This window comes from Streptomyces sp. NPDC048057 (genome assembly GCF_040653095.1).
In the GTDB taxonomy this organism is placed as follows: Bacteria; Actinomycetota; Actinomycetes; order Streptomycetales; family Streptomycetaceae; genus Streptomyces.
In genome coordinates this window covers 19,563-44,472 of the sequence record NZ_JBEZNF010000044.1, presented here as the reverse complement: position 1 = coordinate 44,472, position 24,910 = coordinate 19,563, and the positions used below count along the sequence as shown (strand labels likewise).

23 protein-coding genes are annotated in these 24,910 nt (G+C 72.3%); 9 read left to right on the top strand and 14 right to left on the bottom strand.

Annotated features, from left to right (window positions below; all coding sequences use genetic code 11):
- Positions 1-129 precede the first annotated feature (129 nt).
- The 6 genes from AB0E05_RS33900 to cseC all read left to right on the top strand — a co-directional run bounded on the left by AB0E05_RS33900 (position 130) and on the right by cseC (position 6,038).
- Positions 130-834 (top strand): phosphatase PAP2 family protein, encoded by a 705-nt coding sequence (locus AB0E05_RS33900; RefSeq protein ID WP_361970962.1) that lies wholly within the window; start codon positions 130-132, stop codon positions 832-834.
- A gap of 327 nt (positions 835-1,161) precedes the next feature.
- Positions 1,162-2,103 (top strand): A/G-specific adenine glycosylase, encoded by a 942-nt coding sequence (locus AB0E05_RS33895; RefSeq protein ID WP_361970960.1) that lies wholly within the window; start codon positions 1,162-1,164, stop codon positions 2,101-2,103.
- Positions 2,104-2,405: 302 nt separating this feature from the next.
- Complete coding sequence (locus tag AB0E05_RS33890; protein WP_361970958.1) at positions 2,406-2,996, top strand: SigE family RNA polymerase sigma factor; 591 nt, start codon at positions 2,406-2,408, stop codon at positions 2,994-2,996.
- A 47-nt stretch (positions 2,997-3,043) separates the two neighbouring features.
- Entirely contained in the window at positions 3,044-3,775 is a 732-nt protein-coding gene (locus tag AB0E05_RS33885; RefSeq protein ID WP_361970956.1) for a hypothetical protein, read from the top strand.
- A gap of 8 nt (positions 3,776-3,783) precedes the next feature.
- Positions 3,784-4,485, top strand: a complete 702-nt coding sequence (gene cseB, locus AB0E05_RS33880; RefSeq protein WP_361970954.1) for a two-component system response regulator CseB — start codon at positions 3,784-3,786, stop codon at positions 4,483-4,485.
- A gap of 230 nt (positions 4,486-4,715) precedes the next feature.
- Complete coding sequence (gene cseC, locus AB0E05_RS33875; RefSeq protein ID WP_361970972.1) at positions 4,716-6,038, top strand: two-component system sensor histidine kinase CseC; 1,323 nt, start codon at positions 4,716-4,718, stop codon at positions 6,036-6,038.
- A 95-nt stretch (positions 6,039-6,133) separates the two neighbouring features.
- Here the strand turns inward: cseC and AB0E05_RS33870 are convergent, their stop codons facing one another.
- From AB0E05_RS33870 to AB0E05_RS33860, 3 genes are all read right to left on the bottom strand, one after another.
- The gene (locus AB0E05_RS33870) at positions 6,134-6,562 is read right to left on the bottom strand and encodes a VOC family protein (RefSeq protein ID WP_361970952.1); all 429 of its coding nucleotides are present in this window, start codon (positions 6,560-6,562) and stop codon (positions 6,134-6,136) included.
- 84 nt (positions 6,563-6,646) lie between these two features.
- Positions 6,647-7,108 carry a helix-turn-helix transcriptional regulator gene (locus tag AB0E05_RS33865; RefSeq protein ID WP_361970950.1) on the bottom strand — a complete coding sequence of 154 codons (462 nt, stop codon included), beginning with the start codon at positions 7,106-7,108 and terminating at the stop codon, positions 6,647-6,649.
- A gap of 137 nt (positions 7,109-7,245) precedes the next feature.
- Positions 7,246-7,944, bottom strand: a complete 699-nt coding sequence (locus tag AB0E05_RS33860; protein ID WP_361970947.1) for a M23 family metallopeptidase — start codon at positions 7,942-7,944, stop codon at positions 7,246-7,248.
- 554 nt (positions 7,945-8,498) lie between these two features.
- On the opposite strand from AB0E05_RS33860, the gene AB0E05_RS33855 reads away from it, so the two are divergent.
- Both AB0E05_RS33855 and AB0E05_RS33850 read left to right on the top strand, forming a co-directional pair.
- Positions 8,499-11,747 carry an NACHT domain-containing protein gene (locus AB0E05_RS33855; protein ID WP_361970945.1) on the top strand — a complete coding sequence of 1,083 codons (3,249 nt, stop codon included), beginning with the start codon at positions 8,499-8,501 and terminating at the stop codon, positions 11,745-11,747.
- Positions 11,744-12,121, top strand: a complete 378-nt coding sequence (locus tag AB0E05_RS33850) for a trypco2 family protein (protein WP_361970943.1) — start codon at positions 11,744-11,746, stop codon at positions 12,119-12,121. The genes AB0E05_RS33855 and AB0E05_RS33850 overlap by 4 nt, the downstream gene beginning before the upstream one ends.
- Before the next feature lie 96 nt (positions 12,122-12,217).
- Here the strand turns inward: AB0E05_RS33850 and AB0E05_RS33845 are convergent, their stop codons facing one another.
- Positions 12,218-14,743 (bottom strand): ATP-dependent Clp protease ATP-binding subunit, encoded by a 2,526-nt coding sequence (locus AB0E05_RS33845; protein WP_361970941.1) that lies wholly within the window; start codon positions 14,741-14,743, stop codon positions 12,218-12,220.
- Between the two features lie 432 nt (positions 14,744-15,175).
- On the opposite strand from AB0E05_RS33845, the gene AB0E05_RS33840 reads away from it, so the two are divergent.
- Positions 15,176-15,874, top strand: coding sequence for an SCO3374 family protein (locus AB0E05_RS33840; RefSeq protein ID WP_361970939.1), 699 nt, complete (start codon positions 15,176-15,178; stop codon positions 15,872-15,874).
- 30 nt (positions 15,875-15,904) lie between these two features.
- Here AB0E05_RS33840 and AB0E05_RS33835 read toward each other — a convergent pair whose 3' ends face one another.
- The 10 genes from AB0E05_RS33835 to AB0E05_RS33790 form a co-directional block, all read right to left on the bottom strand.
- Complete coding sequence (locus AB0E05_RS33835) at positions 15,905-16,237, bottom strand: Lsr2 family protein (RefSeq protein ID WP_361529002.1); 333 nt, start codon at positions 16,235-16,237, stop codon at positions 15,905-15,907.
- Between the two features lie 211 nt (positions 16,238-16,448).
- Positions 16,449-16,970, bottom strand: coding sequence for an amino-acid N-acetyltransferase (locus AB0E05_RS33830; RefSeq protein WP_361970937.1), 522 nt, complete (start codon positions 16,968-16,970; stop codon positions 16,449-16,451).
- Positions 16,971-16,979: 9 nt separating this feature from the next.
- Positions 16,980-17,495: a BlaI/MecI/CopY family transcriptional regulator gene (locus tag AB0E05_RS33825; protein ID WP_361970935.1), complete on the bottom strand. Its 516-nt coding sequence runs from the start codon at positions 17,493-17,495 to the stop codon at positions 16,980-16,982.
- Positions 17,496-17,681: 186 nt separating this feature from the next.
- Positions 17,682-17,882 carry a hypothetical protein gene (locus AB0E05_RS33820; RefSeq protein WP_361970933.1) on the bottom strand — a complete coding sequence of 67 codons (201 nt, stop codon included), beginning with the start codon at positions 17,880-17,882 and terminating at the stop codon, positions 17,682-17,684.
- Positions 17,883-17,942: 60 nt separating this feature from the next.
- Complete coding sequence (locus tag AB0E05_RS33815; RefSeq protein ID WP_361970970.1) at positions 17,943-18,647, bottom strand: hypothetical protein; 705 nt, start codon at positions 18,645-18,647, stop codon at positions 17,943-17,945.
- Positions 18,648-18,829: 182 nt separating this feature from the next.
- Positions 18,830-19,630 (bottom strand): type III pantothenate kinase, encoded by an 801-nt coding sequence (locus AB0E05_RS33810; protein ID WP_361529014.1) that lies wholly within the window; start codon positions 19,628-19,630, stop codon positions 18,830-18,832.
- A complete protein-coding gene (nadC, locus tag AB0E05_RS33805; RefSeq protein WP_361970931.1) occupies positions 19,630-20,706 on the bottom strand; it encodes a carboxylating nicotinate-nucleotide diphosphorylase in 1,077 nt (358 codons plus the stop codon). Before nadC ends, AB0E05_RS33810 begins: the two co-directional genes overlap by 1 nt.
- Positions 20,703-22,520: an L-aspartate oxidase gene (locus tag AB0E05_RS33800; protein ID WP_361970929.1), complete on the bottom strand. Its 1,818-nt coding sequence runs from the start codon at positions 22,518-22,520 to the stop codon at positions 20,703-20,705. The genes nadC and AB0E05_RS33800 overlap by 4 nt, the downstream gene beginning before the upstream one ends.
- A complete protein-coding gene (panC, locus tag AB0E05_RS33795; protein ID WP_361970927.1) occupies positions 22,517-23,644 on the bottom strand; it encodes a pantoate--beta-alanine ligase in 1,128 nt (375 codons plus the stop codon). The genes AB0E05_RS33800 and panC overlap by 4 nt, the downstream gene beginning before the upstream one ends.
- On the bottom strand, positions 23,641-24,573 hold the full coding sequence (locus AB0E05_RS33790) for a DUF2520 domain-containing protein (RefSeq protein WP_361970925.1): 933 nt from the start codon (positions 24,571-24,573) through the stop codon (positions 23,641-23,643). The genes panC and AB0E05_RS33790 overlap by 4 nt, the downstream gene beginning before the upstream one ends.
- Positions 24,574-24,910 lie beyond the last annotated feature (337 nt).

Sequence of the window (24,910 nt, the reverse complement as noted above, 5' to 3'; positions counted from 1 at the left end):
GCCGCTGAGGGGGCCTGAGGTCGGTCCGCGGTCGTACGGGAGAAGGGGCCGGCCCCCTACTTTCGTCGGGGGCGGTTGCTGCCGATGGCCCCGAGTGGCGCGGAAGGCACCCCCGGTACGTTCTCGAACATGGACAGTTCCCTGACCCGCGGCCTCTACCGCGACATCACCGACTTCGCCCACGACACCCCCTCCTGGGTGCAGCACCTCGCCGAGCTGTGGACCGAGGCGGGGCTGTTGCTGTTCGGCGTGCTCTTCCTCGTCGCCTGGTGGCGGGCGCGCGTAGCCGACGCCCGCGCCCTGGCGGTCGCCGTCCTGGCGCCGCTCGCGACGGCGTTCGGATACGTCGTGAGCGAGTCCCTGAAGTCCGTGTTCGACGAGGAACGGCCCTGTCGCACGGTCACGGAGGCGGCGCAGTCCCTGGTGGAGTGCCCGCCGACCGGCGACTGGTCCTTCCCCAGCAACCACGCCTCGATCGCGGGTGCCGCGGCGATCGCGCTGGTGCTGGCCTGGCGGCGGATCTGGCTGCTCACCGTGCCGATGGCGCTGCTGATGGCGTTCTCCCGGGTCTTCGTGGGGGTGCACTACCCGCACGATGTGATGGTGGGGCTGGTGCTGGGCTCGGTGGCCGCGGTCGCCTTCGTCGTGGTCCTGACGCGACCGGCGACGGCGCTGCTGACGTCGATGCGGTCGAGCCGTACGGGGGTGGTGGTGTGGTTCGCCGGCCCGGGGCCCGCTCACAGCGGACACGGCGGCCACAGCGGCTACGGCAGCCACGACGGCACCGGCGGGCCCGGCCGCCACGCCCGCACCACGCCGACGCGTGACCGGTGAGCGGGCGCGGAACACCCGTACGCCCGAGGACGTCCCCGCCCCGTCAGGGCGATGCCCGCCCGGCGTCCGGCGTCTGACGAGCGGACCGGTCACCCCCGGTCGGTCCCTGGTCAACACCCCTGCGGTGCCCGGTCGGCGGGCGCCCCGGAGCCCGTACGCACGTCGCCCCCGGGGCCGCCCCGCCCGCCGCCCGCCGTGCGCCAACCGGTCGCGGCCCACTTGGTCGTAGGCGCTGCGCCACACGGCCGGAACGCTCTGCGCCGCTTAGCCCACGAGCCGGGGCGGCTGCGGCAGCGGCCCCCGCCGGCGTGCCAGGATCGAAGGGCCATGACTGACACCACGACTGCCCCCGCCCCCGCCGGCCGCCCCGACCGCGCCGGTGACCTCTCCTCATCCGACGCCGCGTCCCTCCACAGCCCCGTGATCGCCTGGTTCGACGAGCACGCCCGCGACCTGCCGTGGCGCCGCCCCGAGGCCGGCGCGTGGGGCGTGATGGTCAGCGAGTTCATGCTGCAACAGACCCCCGTCAACCGCGTGCTCCCGGTGTACGAGCAGTGGCTCAAGCGCTGGCCCAGGCCCGCCGACCTGGCGGCCGAGCCCGCCGGCGAGGCCGTGCGCGCCTGGGGCCGGCTCGGCTACCCGCGCCGTGCCCTGCGGCTGCACGGGGCCGCCCAGGCGATAACGGAGCGGCACGGCGGCGACGTGCCGAAGGACCACGCGCAGCTGCTCGCGCTGCCCGGCATCGGCGAGTACACCGCGGCTGCCGTGGCCTCCTTCGCGTACGGACAGCGCCACGCGGTCCTCGACACCAACGTGCGCCGGGTCTTCGCGCGCGCCTCGACCGGGATCCAGTACCCGCCGACGGCGACCACCGCCGCCGAGCGGAAGCTGGCCCGTTCCCTGCTCCCGGACGACGACGAGACCGCGGCCAGGTGGGCCGCCGCCTCGATGGAGCTGGGCGCGCTGGTGTGCACCGCGCGCAACGAGGAGTGCGGGCGCTGCCCGATCGCCGCCCAGTGCACCTGGCGGCTGGCCGGGAAGCCGGCGCACCAGGGCGCGGCCCGCCGCGGCCAGACGTACGCCGGGACGGACCGTCAGGTGCGCGGCAAGCTGCTGGCGGTGCTGCGGGCCTCCGAGCTGCCGGTGTCGCAGGCGGCCCTGGACGCGGTCTGGCACGAGCCGGTCCAGCGGGCCCGGGCGCTCGACGGGCTGGTCGCGGACGGGCTCGTCGAGCCGCTGCACGACGGGTCGTACCGCCTCCCCGGGTGAACCGGGGCCGTTCCCGAAAGCTCCGACGACCCTGCCCGGACGATCCGGAACGGCCCCGCCCCGTGGGGCCCCGGCACGATCCGTCCCGCTTTTCCCCACTGCCTCCACCCTGAAACATCGGCTGTTACACAACCGATGGGTGGCCGTGCGTCCGCCGACGGCTGCGCAGCACAGCCCCGTGACAACTGCTCCGTAATTTCTGTGGCGCAAGGACGGAAGCAGCAGCTGACGACGCGAAGCGCGCCGGGACACCCATCCGGCGCGCCAGCGGGCGAGCGTGACACGGGGCGGAGGCGGTTGGCATGGCGCAGGGCGAGGTGCTCGCGTTCGAGGACTACGTGCGCAGTCGGCAGGATGCGCTGCTCCGCAGCGCCCGCCGGCTGGTGCCCGATCCGGTCGACGCCCAGGACCTGCTCCAGACCGCCCTGGTGCGCACCTACGGCCGCTGGGACGGCATCGCGGACAAGTCGCTCGCCGACGCGTACCTGCGCCGCGTGATGATCAATACGCGGACGGAGTGGTGGCGCGCCCGCAAGCTCGACGAGGTCCCCACCGAGCAGCTGCCGGACGCCGCCGTGGAGGACGGCTCCGACCAGCGCGCGGACCGCGCCCTGCTGATGGACGTCCTCAAGGTGCTGGCCCCCAAGCAGCGCAGCGTCGTCGTGCTGCGGCACTGGGAGCAGATGAGCACCGAGGAGACGGCTGCCGCCCTGGGGATGTCGACCGGTACGGTGAAGAGCACCCTGCACCGGGCGCTGGCACGACTCCGCCAGGAGTTGGAGAGCCGGGCCGAGGAGTGCGCGGACCTGGGGATCCGGGACCGGAGGGGGCGACGGGGGCGACACATCGACGGGCAGCAGGACGGACGGGGGCAGGAGCGGTGCGCGGCCTGACAGGCGGACGCGAGGGGTCCGGAAGGACGACGGCGAGCAGAACGGCGATGGCCGGGCTCGCCGTCATCGGGCTGCTCGCGGCCGGTTGCTCGGCCGGCGGCACCGGGTTGCAGGACGAGGGCTCGGCGTATCCGGACTCGGCGAAGGGCGCACCCACGCCCTCCCCCGTGGGCTCCGGCAGCCCGACCGTGCCGAAGGGCCGCGCCCCGGACCCGGTGAAGCTGCTCATGGAAGACCCGAAGGTCCACAAGCGGATCAAGGCCGACCTCAAGCCGTGCACCAAGGAGACCCGTTCGTACCCGGTCGACTCCGCCCTCGGCAATCTCACCGGCGCTGCGTCGCCCGACGTCGTCATCAACGTCATGACCTGCGGTGACGCCGTGAACGTGGGCACGTACGTGTTCCGCCCCACCACCACCGGATACGAGAACGTCTTCGCGTCGGAGGAGCCGGCGGTCGTCTCCTCCATCGACCGCGGCGACCTGGTGGTCACCAAGCAGGTGTACGAGGAGGGGGCGCCGGTCGCGGCGCAGCCGACCGCGGAGGAAGTGACGACGTTCCACTGGTCGGGCGGCCGGTTCACCCAGCTGCACTGGGTGCGCAACCAGTACCCCGGGGGCGTCGACGGGAGCGAGTTGGTCTTCCCCGACGAGCCGCCCGCGGACACCGAACGGTTGAAGGAGTCGCAGACGGAGCCGGTGCCCGTGCCGTCCGCGCTGCTCCGCAACGGCGTCGTCGCACCGCTGCCGGGACCGCCGGCCCCGACCAGCGAGAACTGAGGGACCCGATGGCCGAGACCCATGTCCTGTTCGTCGAGGACGACGACGTCATCCGGGAGGCGACGCAGATCGCGCTGGAGCGGCAGGGATTCGTGGTGACCGCGATGCCCGACGGGCTCCAGGGGCTGGAGGCGTTCCGGGCGGACCGTCCGGACATCGCGCTGCTCGACGTGATGGTGCCGGGGCTCGACGGGGTCAGCCTGTGCCGGCGCATCCGTGACGAGTCGACCGTGCCCGTGATCATGCTGTCGGCGCGCGCCGACTCGATCGACGTCGTCCTGGGCCTGGAGGCGGGCGCCGACGACTACGTCACCAAGCCGTTCGACGGTGCGGTGCTGGTGGCCCGGATCCGCGCCGTGCTGCGCCGGTTCGGGCACGCGGGCGGGGGCGACGCCGCCGTGGGCGGGGGCCAGGGCGGGCAGGGCGCACTGTTGGCCTTCGGCGACCTGGTGGTGGACACCGAGGGCATGGAGGTCCGCAAGGGCGGCGTGCCGGTGGGGCTGACGCCGACGGAGATGCGGCTGCTGCTGGAGTTCTCCACGGCGCCGGGGACGGTGCTCTCCCGCGACCGGCTGTTGGAACGGGTCTGGGACTACGGCTGGGGCGGGGACACCCGGGTCGTCGACGTCCACGTGCAGCGGCTGCGCGGCAAGATCGGCCAGGACCGGATCGAGACGGTCCGCGGCTTCGGCTACAAGCTCAAGGCATGAAGGGCAGCGGACGGGCGACCGGCGCGTGGGCCTGGCAGTGGTTCGGGCGGCGGTCCGAGCGGCAGGCGGCGCGGCGGGTCGCCGAGCGCGTCGAGCGGCAGACGGCCCGGTGGCGTGCCGAGGAGCGGAACGGGCAACGGGCGCCCGGCGCCGTATCTGGTGCTGGCGCTGGGTCCGAGCCCGGGCCTGCGCCTCGGCGTGGGTCGGCCGCTGCGCTGGCGTCGCGCTTCCTGACGCGGTTCGCGTTCCGCACCGGCATCCGCTGGAAGATCAGCATCGCGATCGCGGCCGTCGGCGCGCTCATCGCCGTGACCCTGAGCCTGGTGGTCCACAACGCGGCGCGCGTCTCCATGCTGGACAACGCCCGCGACGTGCAGCTGGACCGGGTGGCGATGGCCCAGCGGTGGTACGAGACGTCGAAGAACAAGGACCCCCGCTTCAGCACCAAGCTGAACGACCCCGCGCTGCCGCGCGAACTCCAGGACCTGGTGAAGCAGAACCGGCGCGGGACGTACGTCCGCGACACCCCGAAGGGCCCGCCGGAGATCTGGGCCGCGGTCCCCACCTCCGACGGCAACGTGCTCTCGCTGCGCACCACGTTCGCCGGGCGCAGCGCCACCATCCTCGGCGACCTCGACCGGGCGCTGACCATCGGCTCGGTGACGGTGGTCTTCGGCGGCTGCGCCCTGGGCGTGCTGATCGGCGGACAGATCTCCCGCCGGCTGCGCAAGGCCGCCGCTGCCGCCGCGACCGTGGCCGCGGGCAAGACGGACGTACGGGTGCGGGAGGCCATCGGCGGTGTCGTACGGGACGAGACGGACGACCTGGCGCGCGCGGTGGACGCGCTCACGGACGCGCTGAACGAGCGCATCCAGGCCGAGCGGCGGGTCACCGCGGACATCGCGCACGAGCTGCGCACCCCGGTCACCGGGCTGCTGACGGCGGCGGAGCTGCTGCCGCCGGGCCGCCCGTCGGAGCTGGTGCGGGACCGGGCGCAGGCGCTGCGGACGCTGGTGGAGGACGTGCTGGAGGTGGCCAGGCTCGACGGTGCGTCGGAGCGGGCCGAGCTCCAGGAGATCGCCCTGGGGGAGTTCGTACGGCGCCGGGTCTCCCAGCTGAACTCGGACGCGACGGTGCACGTGGTGCACGAGTCGTGGGTGGCGACCGACCCCCGGCGCCTGGAGCGGATCCTGCTGAACCTGCTGGCGAACGCGACGAAGCACGGCGCGGCGCCGGTGGAGGTCACGGTCGAGGGGCGGGTCGTGCGGGTGCGCGACCACGGGCCCGGCTTCCCGGAGGCGCTGCTGCGGGACGGCCCGAGCCGGTTCCGTACGGGCGCGAGCGACCGCGCGGGCACGGGGCACGGGCTGGGTCTGACGATCGCGGCCGGTCAGGCCAGGGTCCTGGGGGCCCGGCTGACGTTCCGCAACGCCGGCGAGGAGGGGGCGGCGCCGCTGGGCGAGTCCGGCGGGGCGGTCGCCGTGCTGTGGCTGCCCGAGCACGCGCCCACGGACACCGGGAGCTTCCCGGTGCTGCCCGTGGACGCGGGCTGAGGCGGACCGCGGCGGAGCCGCGGGCGGCTACGGGCTAGAAGCGTGCGTCCGAAGGCCGAGGGCCGGAGACCTTGAGGCCCAGGGCTCGGAAGGGCTCAGCCCCATTCCTTGGAGAAGTCCAGCTCAGCGCTGCGCTGCGTCAGGGAGAACCAGTTGCCGTTGTCGTCGCGGAAGATCGCTTCGATGCCGTACGGGCGCTCCTTCGGCTCCTGGACGAACTCGACGCCGCGCGCCGTGAAGGTCTCGTAGTCCGCGCGGCAGTCGTCCGTACGGAACGCGCCGGCGCCCAGCACCCCCTTGCTGATCATGGTCTTGAGCGCCTGCGCGGACTCCGGGTCCAGGTGGTCGGGGTTCATCAGGGCCAGCTCGACGTCGGGCTGGTCGGGCGCGCCGACGGTCACCCACTGCATGTCGCCCATGGAGAGGTCCGAGCGGACCTCGAAGCCGAGCTTGTCCCGGAAGAACGCCTTGGTGCGCTCCTGGTCGAGCGTCCAGACGGTGGAGATCCCCAGGCCCTTGATCATCGCTGCTCCTTCGGTGGCGGATGTTCTCGTTCCGCCAACCTAGGCACTGCCCGTTCCGGCCCGCTTCTCGAAAGTTGCGCTCTGTCACGAGGGGCCGGGCGGCGGGGTGCGCTCGGGGAAGCCGCCGGCCCACAGCAGGGCGTAACACCCCGGTATCAGCGCGCTGCCGCGCTCGACGTGGCGCGCGCGGTACGCGCTGGGGGTGAGGCCCGTCTGCTCCTTGAACCGGGCGGAGAAGGTGCCGAGGCTGCTGAAGCCGACCAGCACGCAGATCTCGGTGACGGACAGGTCCGCCGTGCGCAGCATCTCCGCGGCGCGCTCGATGCGGCGGCGCGACAGGTACTGCCCGGGGGTGAGGCCGTACTCCGCCTTGAAGGCGCGGACGAAGTGATACCGGGAGTACCCGGCGCGGGCGGCCACCGCGTCCAGGGCCAGCGGCTTCGCCCAGTCGCGGTCCATGGCGTCCTTGGCGCGCCGGAGCTGGCGCAGCCGGGCCAGGTGGGCCGACTCCGCCGCCGGGGTCCGGTGCGCGGGCGGAAGGGTCATGCGTCGATGGTGACAGCCGGCACTGACAGTGGCGGGGGCTGCCGAACGCGGGGACGCCGCGACCCCGAGGCGGCGCGTGGCCGACCTCGGGGTCGCGGCGGAACGGGGTGGTGCCCCGGTGTGGTGCGTCAGTCGCGTCAGATGGAGACGCCGACGGAGCGCAGGAAGGAGACCGGGTCGACCGCGCTGCCGTAGTTGGCGGTGTTGCGGATCTCCATGTGCAGGTGGGGACCGCTGGAGTTGCCGGTGTTGCCGGACTTGGCGATCTCCTGGCCCGCCTTGACGCTCTGGCCGACGGACACGCCGACCGAGTTCAGGTGGGCGTACTGCGAGTACATGCCGTTGTTGTGCTTGATCACGACGGCGTTGCCGTACGCGGGACCGTCGCCGGCGCCGTTGCCGCCGGCCTTGACGACCGTGCCGGCGCCGATGGACTTCACGGAGGTGCCGGTCGGGACGGCGAAGTCCTGGCCGGAGTGGTTGCTCGTCCACATGCCACCGGCCTTGCCGTAGGTGGCGCTCAGGACGTAGGAGTCCAGCGGCTTCACCCAGGAGGGCGCGGCGACGGCCTTGGGAGCGGCCTTCGGGGCGGGGGCCGCGGGAGCGGCGGGGGCGGCGGCCGGCTTGGTCTCGACCTTCGCCTCGGGCTTCGCTGCGGCGGGCTTCGCCTCCGGCGCCTTGGCCTCTACGGCCTGGGCCGGAGTGGAGGTGGTGGCCTCTACGGCGAACGCAGCGCCCGTTCCGAGCACGGCGGTCGCTCCGAAGCCTGCGGCGAGGATGCCGGCGCGGGTACGAAGAACGGCCGGGCGGGGGAAACGGGAAGTGATGCGCGTCATAGGGATGAATGCCTCCGGGCAGAAAGGGACCCGACGCGGGAAATGCGCCGGGCGGGTTGGTGCCATCCCTTGGTAACCGACCCCGGCACTTCACCTCAAACCCCCCAACTACGACATTCCGTCGTAGCGAGCGGGGAGTGATTCATCCCCTTGACACCTTTTGAGAACCATCGAGCGGGCCGCACTCCCGCGGCCCGTTCTCCGACCCGGAGAAGGGGTTTCGTCGCACGTACGGGCGGTGGTCCGCGACGGACCATCCACCGCCGACCCCCGCCCGCCCCGACCGGACACCCCTGGGGGTCGCCACCTCAGCGCCGATCTTCACCCCTCATGGGGCGAAACGCCATAAAAACCTCCTAAAGCAGCTAGTAGGGCCCATCGGGCCTGTGTGCCTTGTCACGGGTTCGCCCATGGATTTGTGGCCCGCGCCACTAACCTCGGCGTCAAAGGGCGTTGTCGGGGGCGCGGAAGAGGGGGCGGAAAACGTGTCGGGGGCCACAGGAAAGGGAGATGCGTACAGCAATCTGTCAGCGGCCGTGCACAGCACGTCGACGATGACGTACGTCAGTGCGTCCGGCGCCGTGCACAGCAATCCGTCCCTGCGGGTGGTCGCGATCCACGGCGCCCAGCAGGGCACCGGCGTGCTGCTCGACCCCAGACACGTCCTGACCTGCGCACACGTCATCAGGGACTACCTGGACAGCGAAGAAGACCCGCACCGCGGCCCGGCCCTCTCCCACCCCGCCCGGGCCGACCGCGTCCGCTGCGAAGTGCTGTGGCACGGCCGCGACGAGGGCCTTGACGTCGCCCTGCTGCGCGCCACGGAGGACGTCCTCCCCGCTGATCACCTCCCCCGCCTCCGTACGGCCACCCTGACCGGGGACGATCCACTGCCGGGCGCCCAGACGCTGGGCTTCCCCGGCCACCAGAGGTACGGGGGCAACAAGCTGGACTTCGGCCAGTACCCGGGCACGGTCCTCCCGGTCGCCGGCCGGGTCCGCGGCGCCCTCACCTTCTGGCTGGACCACTCCCCCGGCAGCCCGGGACCCGGCGGCGCCTCCCCGCTCGCCGGCCTCTCCGGCGCCCCGGTCTTCGCCGGCCCCGTGCTGCTCGGCATCGTGTCCCGGGTGCGCGGCGAGCAGGCGCAGCAGTTGGAAGCGACCCCCATTTCTGTGGCACTCCGAGCACTGCTGGGGTACGCGGCCCTGCCCGGGCTGAAGCTGGAGCCGATGACGGCGTACGACCCCGCCGACACCGTCTTCGAAGGGCGGTACGCGCAGGCGATCAAGGCCCAGTACGGCAAGACGGAGATCTTCGGCATCGACGAGTTGGGCGTCAGCGAGTCGAGCTGGGACCTGGACACCGCGTATCTGAGCCTGGAGGCCACCGCGCTCAGGGACGTCGACGCCGGCCGGGACCAGCCCCTGGGCGACGCCCCGTACCAGCCGTATCAGCCCCGCGACCCGCACCCGCGCCGCGTGGAGGAGCTGCTCGGCCGCAGCGAGCGCACCCTGCTGCGCGGCGAGGCCGGCGCGGGCAAGACGACCCTGGTGTGGTGGCTCGCGGCACACGCCGCCTGCGACACCCTCCCGCCGGAGCTGGACCGGCTCGGCGGCCTCGTCCCGCTCGTCGTACCGCTGCGCAGCGTACGGGCGGCCGGCCAGGGCTTCCCCACCCCCGACCGGCTCGCGCACGCCGCCGGGCTCCCCGTCGGCCCCGCCCCCGACGGCTGGGCGGAACGCGTCCTGGGATCCGGCCGCGCCCTCCTCCTCGTCGACGGCCTCGACGAACTCCCGCAGTCCGAACGCAGCCGGGCCCGCTCCTGGCTCACCGGCCTCCTGGCCCGCTTCCCCGGCACCCACTGCCTGGCCACCGTCCGCCCCGGCGCGGTCGAAACGGCCTGGCTCACCGGCGAGGGCTTCACCGACCTGCTGCTCCTGCCGATGAGCGACACGGACATCGCGGTGTTCGTCGGCGCCTGGCACCGGGCGGCCCGCAAGGGACACACCACCGTCGAGTGCGAACGCCTGGACGGGCTGGAGCAGCGCCTGCTCCGCGAGTTCGACGGCAACCGCGTCCTGCGCGACCTGGCCCGTACGCCCCTGCTGTGCGCGGTCATCTGCGCCCTGCACCGCAAACGCCACGGCCGACTCCCGCACACCCGCTGGGAGCTGTACCGCGCCACCCTGGACATGCTCCTCGGCAAGCGCGACCACGAACGCGGCATCGACGCACCCGAGGGCCTGACCATCGGCGTCGAGGAACACAAACTGCTGCTCCAGCACATCGCCGTCTGGCTGGTGCGCTGCGGCCAGACCCAGTTCACCGCGGACGACGCCGTACGCCAGATCGAACGCGCCATCGCCTACATGCCCCAGGTACGGGCCCAGGGCAGCGCCCACCAGATCCTCGCCCACCTGGTCAACCGCAGCGGCCTGCTCCAGCAGCGCACCGGCGACACCATCCAGTTCATCCACCGCACCTTCCAGGACTACCTGGCCGCGAAGGAACTCGCCGAGAACGACAGCATCGGCGAACTGGTCAACCGCGCCGAGGACGAACAATGGCGCGACGTCATCCTGCTGTCGGTGGGCCACCTCGACCGCCGCGTGAGCCGCCTGATCGACGGCCTGGTGGAAAGAGCCAACGCCCTCCCGGACCCCCAGAACCGCCCCCTCCGCATCCTGGCGGGCCACTGCGCGTCCCACGCGGTCTTCCTGGCCCCGGACACCCGCGCCCGCGCGGAGGACGCGGTCCGCAGGGTGATGCCACCGCGCGACGACGGCGAGTCCCACGCGCTGGCGGAGCTGGGCGAGTGGGTCTTGCCCCTGCTACCGGGGCCGTCGGGCGAGGCACGCCCCGACGTACGCGTCATCAGCGTCCACGCCCGGGTCGGCGACGAGGCGGCCGTGCCCAGGCTTCGGGAGTTCACCGCGACGGACGACATCATCGTGCGGGATGCCCTGGCCCGCGCCTGGAGCAGCTTCCCCACCGAGGCGTACATCGAAGAGGTGCTCTCCCGGATCCCGCTGGACAAGATCACCGTTCCCGCTCCCACGCGTTGGCACCTTGGCCGGCTTCACCGGCTGGGCCGCTTGCGAGGGGTCGCGCTGACGGGCAACCACCCGCCGGACGTCCTGTCGGCCGCCCTTCCCCGGTCGGGCCTCAGCAGCCTCTCGATCACGAGCAACCCGTCCCTGACGGACCTGGGCTTCGTAACCGAGCGTCCCTCCGTGGTCTACCTCGTCCTGAGCGACTGCCCCTCGCTGCGAAGCCTGGACGAACTGGCGGACCACTCGCTGGACTGGCTGTCGCTGGACCTCTCCATGCTGTCCATCCCGGGCAAGCCCCCTCAGCCGCTCCAGCTACGGATCGCCGGGGAGTCCGAGGTCCCCTACGAGGCCCTGGCCCGCTGGACCTCCCCGGAGAACCTGACCGTCTTCGCCCGCGCGCACTTGTCCGCCCTCATCGAGGCCACCAGGAACATGCCTGCGCTCACTGAGCTGTCCCTGGCACCGGCCGTGGAGATCGACACGACCGCAAGCGCCCCGGGGATCACGGAGCTCACCCTGCTCGCCACCACCGATCCGGTGAACACCGCGGCCGTCGCCACGGCGCTCCCCGCGCTCACCGAGCTGACGCTGCACGTGGGGGAGGTCCCGTCGTACGAGATCGACCTGACGCCCTTCCACCGTCGCCCGGATCTCCACCTCACCATCTGCACCGAGCCCGGAACGGAACTGCACGTCACAGGCCGCGAAGCCCTCGCCGACCGCCTCTACCTCACCCACTACGGAAGATGACGCCCTTGCCCCGCAACGACCCACCCACCCCCGCCCCCGAAGACCTCCGCATCGACCTCGCCGACGCCGTCGAAGCCGTCCGGGCGCAGCTCGTCGAGGCCGCCACGCGGGCCAGCGGGCAGGCCGTGCAGTTCGAGACGGGGGACATCGAGATGGAGTTCACCGTCGAGCTGCGGCGGGACACCACCGGCACGGGGCGGGTGCGGGCCTGGGTCGTCGAGGCGGGGGCGGACACCGCCCACGGCACCACCCGCATCCATCGTGTCGCCTTCACCCTCAAGCCGCGCGACGCCCGCACCGGTGACGCCTGGCTCGTCGGGAACGACGACGCCGCCGACACCGGCGACTTCGGCGGCGCACCGACGACCCACTGAAGCCCGCGCAAGCGAAAACGCGGCTGCCCCGGCCCGTACGTCTCCGTACGAGTCCGGGGCAGCCGCGTTACCGACCAGCGCACCCGCTTCGCGGGGTCACGCCTCCTTCGACAGGTTCGGCCCGGCTCCGCCGGCCGCCTGCTCGATCGGCGGGACGTCCGGCAGGGCCGACTTCTCCTCGCCGCGGAAGACGAACTTCTTCTCCTCGCCGTCGCCCTCGGTGTCCACGACCACGATGTGACCGGGGCGCAGCTCGCCGAAGAGGATCTTCTCCGACAGGATGTCCTCGATCTCGCGCTGGATGGTCCGGCGCAGCGGCCGGGCGCCCAGCACGGGGTCGTAGCCCTTCTTGGCGAGGAGCGACTTGGCCGTGGCGCTGAGCTCCAGGCCCATGTCGCGGTCCTTCAGTCGCTCGTCCACCTTGGCGATCATGAGGTCGACGATCTGGATGATGTCTTCCTCGGTGAGCTGGTGGAAGACCACGGTGTCGTCGACACGGTTCAGGAACTCGGGCCGGAAGTGCTGCTTCAGCTCTTCGTTGACCTTGGCCTTCATCCGCTCGTAGCCGGTCTTGACGTCGCCCTGGGCGGCGAAGCCCAGGTTGAATCCCTTGGAGATGTCCCGGGTCCCGAGGTTGGTCGTCATGATGATGACCGTGTTCTTGAAGTCCACGACGCGGCCCTGGGAGTCGGTCAGCCGACCGTCCTCCAGGATCTGCAGAAGGGAATTGAAGATATCGGGGTGGGCCTTCTCGACCTCGTCGAAGAGGACGACGGAGAACGGCTTGCGGCGCACCTTCTCGGTGAGCTGGCCGCCCTCTTCGTATCCCACGTAGCCGGGCGGGGAGCCGAAGAGGCGGGAAACCGTGTGCTTCTCGCTGAACTCCGACATGTCGAGGGAGATCAGCGCGTCCTCGTCGCCGAAGAGGAATTCGGCGAGCGTCTTGGACAGCTCGGTCTTACCGACGCCGGACGGGCCGGCGAAGATGAACGAGCCGCCGGGACGCTTCGGGTCCTTCAGACCGGCGCGCGTACGGCGAATGGCCTGGGAGAGCGCCTTGATGGCGTCCTTCTGACCGATGACGCGCTTGTGGAGCTCGTCCTCCATGCGCAGCAGTCGGGAGGACTCCTCCTCCGTCAGCTTGAAGACGGGAATGCCGGTCGCCGTGGCGAGGACTTCGGCGATGAGCTCGCCGTCGACCTCGGCGACGACGTCCATGTCGCCGGCCTTCCATTCCTTCTCGCGCTTGGCCTTGGCCGCCAGGAGCTGCTTCTCCTTGTCCCGCAGGGAAGCGGCCTTCTCGAAGTCCTGCGAGTCGATCGCGGACTCCTTGTCGCGGCGGACGCCGGCGATCTTCTCGTCGAACTCGCGGAGGTCCGGCGGCGCGGTCATCCGGCGGATGCGCATCCGGGAGCCGGCCTCGTCGATCAGGTCGATCGCCTTGTCCGGCAGGAAGCGGTCCGAGATGTACCGGTCGGCCAGGGTGGCGGCCTGGACCAGGGCCTCGTCCGTGATGGAGACCCGGTGGTGGGCCTCGTAGCGGTCGCGCAGGCCCTTCAGGATCTCGATGGTGTGCGGCAGCGACGGCTCCGCGACCTGGATGGGCTGGAAGCGGCGCTCAAGGGCGGCGTCCTTCTCCAGGTGCTTGCGGTACTCGTCGAGGGTGGTGGCGCCGATGGTCTGCAGCTCGCCCCGGGCCAGCATGGGCTTGAGGATCGAGGCGGCGTCGATCGCGCCCTCCGCGGCGCCCGCACCGACGAGGGTGTGCAGCTCGTCGATGAACAGGATGATGTCGCCGCGGGTGCGGATCTCCTTGAGGACCTTCTTCAGGCGCTCCTCGAAGTCACCGCGGTAGCGGGAGCCGGCGACCAGCGCACCCAGGTCGAGGGTGTAGAGGTGCTTGTCCTTGAGGGTCTCGGGCACCTCGCCCTTGACGATGGCCTGCGCCAGGCCCTCGACGACGGCGGTCTTGCCGACGCCGGGCTCGCCGATGAGCACGGGGTTGTTCTTGGTGCGGCGGCTCAGCACCTGCATGACCCGCTCGATCTCCTTCTCGCGCCCGATGACCGGGTCGAGCTTGGATTCGCGGGCGGCCTGGGTGAGGTTCCGGCCGAACTGGTCCAGGACGAGCGAGGTCGAGGGAGTGCCCTCGGCGGGGCCACCGGCGGTGGCGGCCTCCTTGCCCTGGTAGCCGGAGAGCAGCTGGATGACCTGCTGCCGCACCCGGTTCAGATCGGCGCCGAGCTTCACGAGGACCTGGGCGGCGACACCCTCGCCCTCGCGGATCAGGCCGAGCAGGATGTGCTCCGTACCGATGTAGTTGTGCCCCAGCTGGAGGGCCTCGCGGAGCGACAGCTCCAGGACCTTCTTGGCACGGGGCGTGAAGGGGATGTGCCCGGACGGGGCCTGCTGGCCCTGACCGATGATCTCCTCCACCTGCTGGCGGACCGCCTCGAGCGAAATCCCGAGGCTCTCCAGGGCCTTAGCGGCGACACCCTCACCCTCGTGGATCAGGCCCAGGAGGATGTGCTCGGTGCCGATGTAGTTGTGGTTGAGCATCCGGGCTTCTTCCTGAGCCAGGACGACAACCCGCCGCGCGCGGTCGGTGAACCTCTCGAACATCGTTAATCGCTCCTCAGAGCGGTCAGGCAGTAAGGGGTCGGTCCCCTCCCTGTCCTTCCGCAGCTTAGTCCCGCAAGCGGGGACCGCTCATTCCAACTGCCGACACCCGTCTGTGGCCTCCTGAGCCCTGAACGCCGACAAATGCTCCAACCCGATGGTGCGAGACGATGTTCCCGCAGGCCAGGCAGTTACTCGCGCCATCTGTACGCCGATGGCGAACGCACGGCCGCCGTACGAGCGTGTCGCCCCTCCTCACTAGGAATGTCTTACCCGTAAGCACTGACACTCCATGCGGCGCGCCCAGGTTCCCTCAGCTAAGGGCGAACATCGCCACGGGATCGAACGGACGCGAAGACCCCCCTTTCGGACACCGTGCGCAACTCGTCACCCACCCTGCGTAACTACTGGGGGCGGCGGGGAGTTCCCGGGGGTATGACGATCGCGCTGCCCTTTCCGCGCAAGCCTCCTGAGGCGCACGTCGCCACCACGGCGTCCGTGGCGCGCTGGTACGCGACCGGGCTGGGTTGGGCGGTCGCCGAGGCCCCCCGACCTCCGCGAACTGCGCCGGCGCCTCCCGGGGCACCCTCCGCAGCGCCCTGCGTGGACCTGCTGACAGGGCTGCGCTTCGACGTCCTGGACGTGCCGGCGGACGCCGGTGCGGCCGTACTGCGCCAGGCGGGCCCGACCGGGCCCCTCGGTCCGCTCGGCCCGGTGGCCCTGCACGGGGAGCGGATGCGGCTGCTGGTGGCGGCCGGCAGCGCCGACGAGGTGCCGGGGCTGCTCCAGTGGCTGGAATGGGGCGGCGTCACCCTCGATCTGAGCGCCGTGGGCGCGGGCGGCCGGACGGCCGCGCCGGTACCACCCGGCTGGTCCGGCGCACAGGGGGTCGCGGTGTGGTTGCGACCCCCCGTGCCGGGGCGCGAGGTGGAGCCGACCCTCCCGGCACTGGCGCCGTTCGGGCGCGGCGCCGGAGCGGACGGGGACCCCGGGTCGGTGCGGGGCCCCGATCTGGTGCGACTCCTGGACACGCTGGCCACCGAATGCCATCGCGCCCGATTGCTGCGTGCGAATGCCCGTGCCGCGCCTGCGGGCACGTACGAATACGCAGCGGGCGAATACCCGTCCGATTAGGAGCGCGCCGGACGCGCACGTCGGCCGGGATCAGCCGTTGGCCTTCTCGTACGCCTCGCGCACCGTGGCGGGGACTCGGCCGCGGTCGTTGACCTCGTAACCGTTCGCCTTGGCCCAGGCACGCACTTCCGCGGTGTTCTTGTTGTCGCTCGCGGCACGCCCCTTGCCCCGGCCGGTGGCGGCGCGGCCACCGGTGCGCCGGCCGTTCTTGGCGTACGGCTCCAGGAGCGAGCGAAGCTTGTCCGCATTGGAGGTGGTGAGGTCGATCTCGTAGGTCTTGCCGTCCAGCGCGAACGTCACCGTCTCATCCGCCTCGCCGCCGTCGAGGTCGTCAACAAGAAGGACCTGAACCTTCTGTGCCACCGGATTTCCTTTCATCGAAAATGCAGTACGCGGAAAGGAAACCGCTTTTCTCTGGAAAACACAAACCCTTGAGAGAGGTTCAGAACCCTGAGAACGCGGGAAACATGCGCGATTCGGACATAGGGATCCGGTCACGTCATGACGAGAGGGGAGCTGACAAGGCTGTCAAGCCTGTTGGTGCCGTCCGTGCTGCCGGCGCTCTCAGGAGGGCTCACAGTTGCAGCAGCATCCGACTGTTGCCGAGGGTGTTGGGCTTCACGCGTTCGAGTCCGAGGAACTCGGCTACGCCCTCGTCATAGGAACGCAGCAGCTCCGCGTAGACATCTCCGTCGACCGGCGTCTCACCGATCTCGACGAAGCCGTGCTTGCCGAAGAAGGCCACTTCGAAGGTGAGGCAGAAAACCTTGCGCACGCCGAGCCAGCGCGCGGTGTGCAACAGCTTGTCGAGCAGCTGATGGCCGATGCCCGCGCCCTTGTGGACCGGATCGACGGCGAGAGTGCGCACTTCCGCCAGGTCTTCCCACATCACGTGCAGCGCACCGCATCCGACGACCGTACCGTCTTCGTCGCGTTCGGCGACCCAGAACTCCTGGATGTCTTCGTAAAGAGTGACGGTCGCTTTGTCGAGCAGGATGCCATCGCCTACGTACGGATCGAGGAGGCGGCGGACCGCCGGCACATCGCTGGTCCTGGCGCGGCGTACGGTGATGGCATTTGCGGCGGGATATGGCATGCGCCGACGCTATCGCCCCGGACCTTCCGGGACGTCGTCGCCCTCTGCACCCTCGGACGCCTCGCGCGAAGGCGCTGCGGAAGGTCCCTCCGAAGGCGCTCCCGAGGACCCTTCGGAAGGCTCTTGGCCCGCCTCGGCGTTCGGTTCCGGGGCGTCCTGCACGACGTCCGCCTGCACGATGCGGACCGCGGCCTGGAGGGCTTCCCGCTGCTCCGGCGACATCATCCCGAAGAAGGCGACCAGCGCGGCTGCGGGGTTGTCGCTCTGCGCCCACGCTTCGTTCATCAGGGCCGCCGAGTAGGCGGCGCGCGTGGAGACCGCCGTGTATCGATAGGCGCGGCCTTCGACTTCCCTGCGAACCCAGCCCTTCTGGTGGAGATTGTCCATGACGGTCATCACCGTCGTGTAGGCGATGGAACGCTCCTGTTGGAGGTCTTCCAGGACTTCCCGAACGGTGACGGGACGGTTCCATTGCCAGACGCGGGTCATGACGGCGTCTTCGAGTTCTCCCAATGGCCGGGGCACAAATCCACCATAGTGGGATGACTCGGAATTATTGGTAGCGGCATAACAAAAAGGACGTATGGGTGACAAATAATGTCATCCATACGTCCACCTGCGCAGCGGCGCCCGGAGCCGGGCGGGATGCGGGCGCAGGTCAGGCGCAGGCGGAAGGCCCTGCGTCAGGTTCAGTGCGCTTGCGCGTCGGGCTCAGTCGCCCTGGGCGGCGCTGCTGGCCGGGGAGGGGGATCCCGCCTGCCCCGCCGCCTTCGCGCGGGCGAGGGCGGCGTCCACGTAGGCGTCTTCCTTGGCCTTGTTCGGACCGCCCTGGCTCTTGACGATCGTCACGATCAGGGTCGTGAAGAAGACGGCCATCACCACGGGAGGCACGAGCGCGGATACGTAGTCCATGGAGTCAGCGTAGCCGGGGGCGGTGTCAGGGCCGGGGCGGGGTCAGGGTGCGGGGGCGGGTCACGCCGTCGCGCGTTGTTCCGCCGGTGGGGCGGGGCGGCGGCGCGGCGGGAAGACCTCCGACGGCTTGGGGACCGGGCGCTCGCCGGGCGCGGGCGCCGCCGGCCGCGGCTTGGCCGGCTCCGGCTTGGGCTGAGGCTTGGGGCGCGGCTTGGGGGTCTCGTCGGAGCCGCTGGAGCTGCCGGAGCCATGGTGGGCGGCGCTGGCGTTGCCGGGCACGTACGTACCGCACGATGCGTACTGGAGGTCGTCGGCGGCCGGCTCGGGCAGCGTCTCGGTCCGACCGCCGGGGAGCGCGAGGAGCCGGGTGCGGGGGGCGGGCGTGGCGACCTGGCGGCCCGCGAGCCTGGCCCGTACGGACCGTTCGGCCAGCACCTGGCACCGCTCCAGGGCGGCCTCGGCGACCGCGTGGCCGCGCAGGGTGCGCAGGGCGGCCAGGTCGTCCGGGCGCGGGTCGTACCCGGCCGCCAGGGCGTCCTGGAGCAGTTCCAGGTATCCCGCGGTGGCGCCGGGGAGCGCGGCGCGGTAGCGGGCGAGATCGGCGAGCAGGAACGCGCGCAGCCGGCCCGCCTCGTGCGCCGCCTCGTCAACGGACTCGGCCAGCCTTAGACAGTCCTGGACGTCTTCGTCGGCGAGGGGGGCGGGATGCAGAGTGACGGCGAGGGCGCGTCGGAGCACACGCAGCTCGTCTGCGCTGAAGGCCATTCCGCCGCGGGATCCGTATGGCGTGGGCATGGCCCGACGATACGTGCGACTTCGACAATATCGGGTTAATTGCCCCTTTCCGGGCGTGCCGGTGGAGCGACGGGAGCGGGGTGTCCCCGTACCCGGCCGGCCCAACCCGCCCACCCGACCGGATCACCGCGGATCACTCCTGGTCGGCCCGGTCACATCCGGGAGACGTTCCGTTCGTAGACCAGGCGCAGACCGATCAGGGTGAGCCAGGGCTCGTGCTCGTCGATCTCGGAGGACTCCCCGAGCACCATCGGCGCGAGGCCGCCCGTCGCGATCACCGTGACCTCGTCCGGCTCCTCGGGGGCCAGCTCCTGCTTCATCCGGCGCACCACGCCGTCGACCTGGCCGGCGAACCCGTAGACGATGCCGGACTGCATCGCCTCGACCGTGTTCTTGCCGATCACGCTGCGCGGGCGGGCCAGCTCGATCTTGCGCAACTGCGCGCCCTTCACGCCGAGCGCGTCGACGGAGATCTCGATGCCGGGCGCGATGACCCCGCCCACGTACTCCCCGCGCGCGCTGACCGCGTCGAACGTCGTCGCCGTGCCGAAGTCCACGACGATCGCCGGGCCGCCGTAGAGATCGACCGCGGCGACCGCGTTGATGATGCGGTCCGCGCCGACCTCCTTGGGGTGGTCCGTGAGGACGGGGACGCCGGTCTTGACGCCGGGCTCGACGAGGACGGCCGGCACGTCGCCGTAGTACCGGCGGGTGACCTCGCGCAGCTCGTGGAGGACGGCGGGGACCGTGGAGCAGATGGAGATGCCCTCGATGCCGTCGCCGAGCTCCACGCCCAGCAGCGGGTGCATGCCCATCAGGCCCTGGAGCAGCACCGCCAGCTCGTCGGCGGTGCGCCGGGCGTCGGTGGAGATGCGCCAGTGCTCGACGATCTCCTCGCCGTCGAAGAGGCCGAGCACCATGTGGGTGTTGCCGACGTCGATCGTGAGCAGCATCAGGCGCTCGCCTCCCCCGCGGCGTCGACGGCTCCGCCTACGGGGGCGCGCAGGTCGAGGCCGATGTCGAGGATGCGGGACGAGTGCGTGAGGGCGCCGACCGCGAGGTAGTCGACGCCGGTCTCGGCGTACGCGCGCGCGTTGTCGAGCGTGAGGCGGCCGGAGGACTCCAGGGTGGCGCGGCCGGCGACGACGGCGACGGCTTCGGCGGTCTCCTCGGGGGTGAAGTTGTCCAGGAGGATCAGGTCGGCGCCGGCCTCCAGGACCTCGTGGACCTGCTCCAGGGTGTCCACCTCGACCTCGACGGGCAGGCCGGGGAACGTCTCCCGCACGGCCTTGAAGGCGGCGGCGACGCCGCCCGCGGCCACGACGTGGTTGTCCTTGACGAGCGCGGCGTCCGACAGGGACATCCGGTGGTTCACCCCGCCGCCGCAGCGGACCGCGTACTTCTCCAGGGCGCGCAGCCCGGGGGTCGTCTTGCGGGTGTCGCGGACCTGCGCGGTCGTGCCCTGAAGGGCGTCCGCCCACGCGCGCGTGGCGGTGGCGATGCCGGAGAGGCGGCACATGATGTTCAGCGCGCTGCGCTCGCCGGTCAGCAGGTCGCGGGTGCGGGTGGTGACCGACAGCAGCTTCTGGCCGGCCTCGACGCGGTCGCCGTCCGCCACGTGCCGCTCCACCTCGAACTCGTCGGAGACGACGATGGAGAGCACCGCTTCGGCGATCTGGATGCCGGCGACCGTGCCGGCCTCGCGGGCGGTGAAGTCGCCGGTGGCCACCGCGTCCTCGGGGACGGTCGCCACGCTCGTCACGTCCACGCCGCCGTCCAGGTCCTCGCTGAGGGCGAGGTGGGCGATGTCCTCGACCTGTACGGGGTCGAGGCCGGCCGCGGCGAGGAGGGCGGCGAGCGCGGGGTCGAGCCCGCACTCGTACACCTCGTCGTCGGCGCCGTGGCCGCAGCCGCAGGCGTCCCCACAGCCGCCGGTGGTGCCGGCGGGACCAGCGGTGCCCGTGGGATCGGCACCGATCTGGATCAGGGGGACGTCCACGGGTACGGGACGTTCTTCGGGCGTGCTCACGGCTGGGGCTCCCTGGGGCGTGTCGGCGGGAAGGTGGTGCTCTCGGTGCGGTGGACGCGGTGGGCGACGCGGTACGGGTCGGCCGCGGGGTCGGGGGCCAGGCGGAACACCAGGTGGCGGCGCCAGGTCCGGTCGTCGCGGTCGGGGAGGTCCTCGCGCCAGTGGCAGCCGCGGGTCTCCGCGCGCTCCAGCGCCGCCGCGGTCAGGACGCGGGCGACACACAGGAGGTTGGTGGTCTCCCAGGACTCGACGCCGGGGACGGCGGGCTTGGCGGTGTCGCCGGACTCGGCGGGGGCCGCGGCGGCGCGGTGGACCTCGTCGAGGGCGCGGGCCGCGGCGCGCAGGCTCTCGGCGGAGCGCAGGACGCCCGCGCCGCGGGACATGATGCGCTGCACGTCGGCACGGACGGCCGGGTCGACGAGCGGGAGGACGACGCCGGGGGCAGGGGCCGCGGCTGCGGTGTCCGAGGCGCTGGGGGTGCCGGTGGTGTCCGGGGTGCCGGCGATGTGAACGTTGCCGGCGATGTGGGCGTTGTCGGCGATGTCGGCGGCGAGGCGCTCGGCGAAGACCAGGCCCTCCAGGAGCGAGTTCGACGCGAGGCGGTTCGCGCCGTGGACCCCGGTGCACGCGACCTCGCCGCACGCGTACAGCCCGGGCACCGTCGTCCGGCCGTCGAGGTCGGTGCGCACGCCGCCGGAGGCGTAGTGGGCGGCCGGGGCCACCGGGATCGGCTCGGTGACGGGGTCGATCCCGTGGGCCCGACAGGCCGCCAGGATGGTGGGGAAGCGGTGCTCCCACATGGCGGCGCCGAAGTGGCGGGCGTCCAGGTACATGTGGTCGGCGTCCTGCTCGTGCATGCGCCGCATGATCGCCTTGGCGACGATGTCGCGGGGGGCCAGCTCCGCCAGCTCGTGCTGCCCGACCATGAAGCGGGTGCCGGCCGCGTCCACGAGGTGCGCGCCCTCGCCGCGTACCGCCTCGGACACCAGCGGCTGCTGGCCCTCCGAGTCGGCGCCGAGGTAGAGCACGGTGGGGTGGAACTGGACGAATTCGAGGTCGGAGACCTCGGCGCCGGCGCGCAGGGCCAGCGCCACGCCGTCGCCGGTGGACACGGCGGGGTTGGTCGTGGCCGCGAACACCTGGCCCATCCCGCCGGTGGCGAGGACGACGGCCGGGGCGTGGACCGCGCCCACGCCGTCGTGCTGGCCCTCGCCCATGACGTGCAGGGTGACGCCGGCGGTACGGCCTTCGGCATCCCTGAGCAGATCCAGGACCAGGGCGTTCTCGATCGTGCGCAGCCCGGCGGCGCGGACCGCTTCGACCAGGGCGCGGGAGATCTCGGCACCGGTGGCGTCCCCGCCGGCGTGGGCGATGCGCCGACGGTGGTGACCGCCCTCGCGGGTCAGCTCTATCTCGCCGGTCGCGGCGGAGGTGTCGAAGCGGGCACCGGCGGCGATCAGTCGGCGCACGGCGTCGGGGCCCTCGGTGACCAGGAGCCGTACGGCCTCCTCGTCGCACAGGCCCGCGCCGGCGACGAGGGTGTCCGCCAGGTGCTGCTCGGGGGTGTCGCCCTCGCCGAGGGCGGCGGCTATGCCGCCCTGGGCCCAGCGGGTGGAGCCGTCGTCCAGGCGGGCCTTGGTGACCACGACGGTGGTCAGGCCGGCGGCGGCGCAGCGCAGGGCCGCGGTGAGGCCGGCGACTCCGGAGCCGACCACGACGACGTCGGCGGCGATGGCCCAGCCGGGCGGGGGCGCGTCCAGGCGTATGCCCGGGGCGGTCGACCTCTCCTGCGCGGGGCGGTGGCGGTCGGTCACGGGGCGGCTCCGAACCTCAACGTGATGTTGTCGATCAGCCGGGTCGTACCGACCTTGGCGGCGACCGCGAGGATGGCCTCGCCCTGGTGGTCGTCGGGGACCTCGGTGAAGTCGGCGGGGTCCACGAGGGCCAGGTAGTCGAGCGTCAGCGGCGGGATGGCGTGGGTGGCCTCGTCGAGCACGGCGCCGGCAGTGGCGCGGACCGCGGCGGCGGTGCCCGGGCCGGCGTGGGCCACAGCCGCGGCGTCCGCGGCGGCGCGCGCCTCGCCCATCTTGGAGAGGGCTTCGGCGCGGGCGGCGATGTTCGTGCTGGTCTCGGCCCTGGCGAGCAGCGCCTGCTGGGCGGCGAGCCGGTCACGGGCGGCGAAGAGGGCGCCGGACAGGGCGAGCGCGGTGCTGCGCTCGGCGGGCGAGAGGTAGCGGTTGCGGCTGGAGAGCGCGAGGCCGTCGTCCTCCCGGACGGTGGGGACTCCGACGATCTCCACGGGGAAGTCCAGGTCACGGACCATGCGGCGGATGAGCGCGAGCTGCTGGGCGTCCTTCTCGCCGAAGAACGCCGTGTCGGGGCGGGTGAGCTGGAGCAGCTTGGCGACGACGGTGAGCATGCCGTCGAAGTGGCCGGGGCGGCTGGCGCCTTCGAGGCGCTCGCCCATGGGGCCCGCGGTGATGCGGACCTGGGGCTGGCCGCCCGGGTAGACCTCGTCGGCCGCGGGGGCGAAGACGACGTCGGCGCCGGCAGCAGCGGCGGTGGCGAGGTCGGCGTCCAGGGTGCGCGGATAGCGGTCGAGGTCTTCGCCGGCGCCGAACTGGAGGGGGTTGACGAAGACGGTGACGACGACGCGGCCCTCGGGGCCGACGTGGGCGCGGGCGGTGCGGACGAGGGTGGCGTGACCGTCGTGGAGGGCGCCCATCGTCATCACGACGGCGGTGGGCGCGGTGGCCGCGCCGGGAGTGGGGGCGCTGGTCAGGGCGCGGTGCAGCTCGGCCTTCGTACGGACCAGCGCAATGTCCGGCGCGGACTGCGGGGCCGCTGCTGGCGTGGCCTCGGGGCGCGTGTCCGACGGGTGCGTCGCGTCCGACGGGTGCGTCGCTTCGCGAGGGCCGGAGCCGTCTTCCAGCGTCATCGAGGCTCGCCTTCCTTGCTGTCGGCGAGGACGCCGAGCAGGTCCTCGGCGAGCTCCGGCTTGAGCAGACCGTGCGCAAGGGCGCGGTCGGCGGTGGTACGGGCCATGGCGAGGTAGCCGGCGACCGTGCCCGGTGCGTGCTTGCGCAGCTCGGCCACGTGCGCCGCGACCGTGCCGGCGTCACCGCGGGCCACGGGGCCGGTCAGCGCGGCGTCGCCGGAACGAAGGGCGTTGTCGAGCGCGGCGCCGAGGAGGGGGCCGAGCATCCGGTCGGGCGCGGAGACGCCGGCGGTGCGCAGCAGCTCCATGGCCTGCGCGACCAGGGTGACCAGGTGGTTGGCCCCCAGGGCGAGGGCCGCGTGGTACAGCGGGCGGGCTTCCTCCTCGATCCACTCGGGCTCCCCTCCCATCTCGATGACCAGGGCTTCGGCGGCCAGCCGCAGCTCCTCGGGCGCGGTCACGCCGAACGAGCAGCCCGCGAGCCGCTGCACGTCCACGCTGGTGCCGGTGAACGTCATCGCCGGGTGGAGCGCGAGGGGCAGGGCACCGACGCGGGTGGCCGGGGCGAGCACCCCCGTGCCGTACCGCCCGGAGGTGTGGACCAGGAGCTGACCGGGGCGGACGGCTCCGGTGTCGACGAGCCCTTCGACGAGCGCGGGCAGCGCGTCGTCCGGGACCGTCAGCAGCACCAGCTCCGCACGAGCCAGCACCTCCGCGGGCGTGACCAGGGGGACGTCCGGGAGCAGTGCCTCGGCCCGGCGCCTGGAGGCGTCGGAGACCCCGGACACCGCGACCGGACGGTGGCCGGCGAGCTGGAGCGAGGCGGCGAGCGCGGGGCCCACACGGCCGGCGCCGACGACGCCGACGGTCAGCCGGGCGGGGCGGTCCCGGGGGTCGGGCGATTCGTGCAGGGGTGCTGATGCGTTCACGCGGTGGGGCCTTCCGTTCCAGTCCGCGGCGGGTACCGGACGATGTTCCGTCATGCTACGCCAGCGCCGCGGACGCCCCTCCGGTTATCCACAGGCAGGTTATCCACAGGCGTGGACGGCGGATTCGACAGCGGGAAAGATCGAGAGCGTTCCGACGGACGGCCGGTCCACGGCGGGCGTTCAGCGGCCGGACGGCGGACGATCCGCGCCCGCGTGCGCGGAAAGGCAGCGGAAGAGCAGCGGAAAAGCACATGCGCGGGACGCGCGGGCGAAAGAGAGTTGCGGCGAAAGCCGCACGGCAGCGGGAGAAGACGGAGAGAAGGGGGACGGACCGTGT

Bases quoted from the DNA above. Each gene is read 5' to 3' on its own strand.
- AB0E05_RS33900 (WP_361970962.1), top strand. From the start codon at position 130: ATGGACAGTTCCCTGACCCGCGGCCTCTACCGCGACATCACCGACTTC.
- AB0E05_RS33895 (WP_361970960.1), top strand. From the start codon at position 1,162: ATGACTGACACCACGACTGCCCCCGCCCCCGCCGGCCGCCCCGACCGC.
- AB0E05_RS33890 (WP_361970958.1), top strand. From the start codon at position 2,406: ATGGCGCAGGGCGAGGTGCTCGCGTTCGAGGACTACGTGCGCAGTCGG.
- AB0E05_RS33885 (WP_361970956.1), top strand. From the start codon at position 3,044: ATGGCCGGGCTCGCCGTCATCGGGCTGCTCGCGGCCGGTTGCTCGGCC.
- cseB (WP_361970954.1), top strand. From the start codon at position 3,784: ATGGCCGAGACCCATGTCCTGTTCGTCGAGGACGACGACGTCATCCGG.
- AB0E05_RS33870 (WP_361970952.1), bottom strand. From the start codon at position 6,562: ATGATCAAGGGCCTGGGGATCTCCACCGTCTGGACGCTCGACCAGGAG.
- AB0E05_RS33865 (WP_361970950.1), bottom strand. From the start codon at position 7,108: ATGACCCTTCCGCCCGCGCACCGGACCCCGGCGGCGGAGTCGGCCCAC.
- AB0E05_RS33860 (WP_361970947.1), bottom strand. From the start codon at position 7,944: ATGACGCGCATCACTTCCCGTTTCCCCCGCCCGGCCGTTCTTCGTACC.
- AB0E05_RS33855 (WP_361970945.1), top strand. From the start codon at position 8,499: ATGACGTACGTCAGTGCGTCCGGCGCCGTGCACAGCAATCCGTCCCTG.
- AB0E05_RS33850 (WP_361970943.1), top strand. From the start codon at position 11,744: ATGACGCCCTTGCCCCGCAACGACCCACCCACCCCCGCCCCCGAAGAC.
- AB0E05_RS33845 (WP_361970941.1), bottom strand. From the start codon at position 14,743: ATGTTCGAGAGGTTCACCGACCGCGCGCGGCGGGTTGTCGTCCTGGCT.
- AB0E05_RS33840 (WP_361970939.1), top strand. From the start codon at position 15,176: ATGACGATCGCGCTGCCCTTTCCGCGCAAGCCTCCTGAGGCGCACGTC.
- AB0E05_RS33830 (WP_361970937.1), bottom strand. From the start codon at position 16,970: ATGCCATATCCCGCCGCAAATGCCATCACCGTACGCCGCGCCAGGACC.
- AB0E05_RS33820 (WP_361970933.1), bottom strand. From the start codon at position 17,882: ATGGACTACGTATCCGCGCTCGTGCCTCCCGTGGTGATGGCCGTCTTC.
- AB0E05_RS33815 (WP_361970970.1), bottom strand. From the start codon at position 18,647: ATGGCCTTCAGCGCAGACGAGCTGCGTGTGCTCCGACGCGCCCTCGCC.
- AB0E05_RS33810 (WP_361529014.1), bottom strand. From the start codon at position 19,630: ATGCTGCTCACGATCGACGTCGGCAACACCCACATGGTGCTCGGCCTC.
- panC (WP_361970927.1), bottom strand. From the start codon at position 23,644: ATGACGCTGGAAGACGGCTCCGGCCCTCGCGAAGCGACGCACCCGTCG.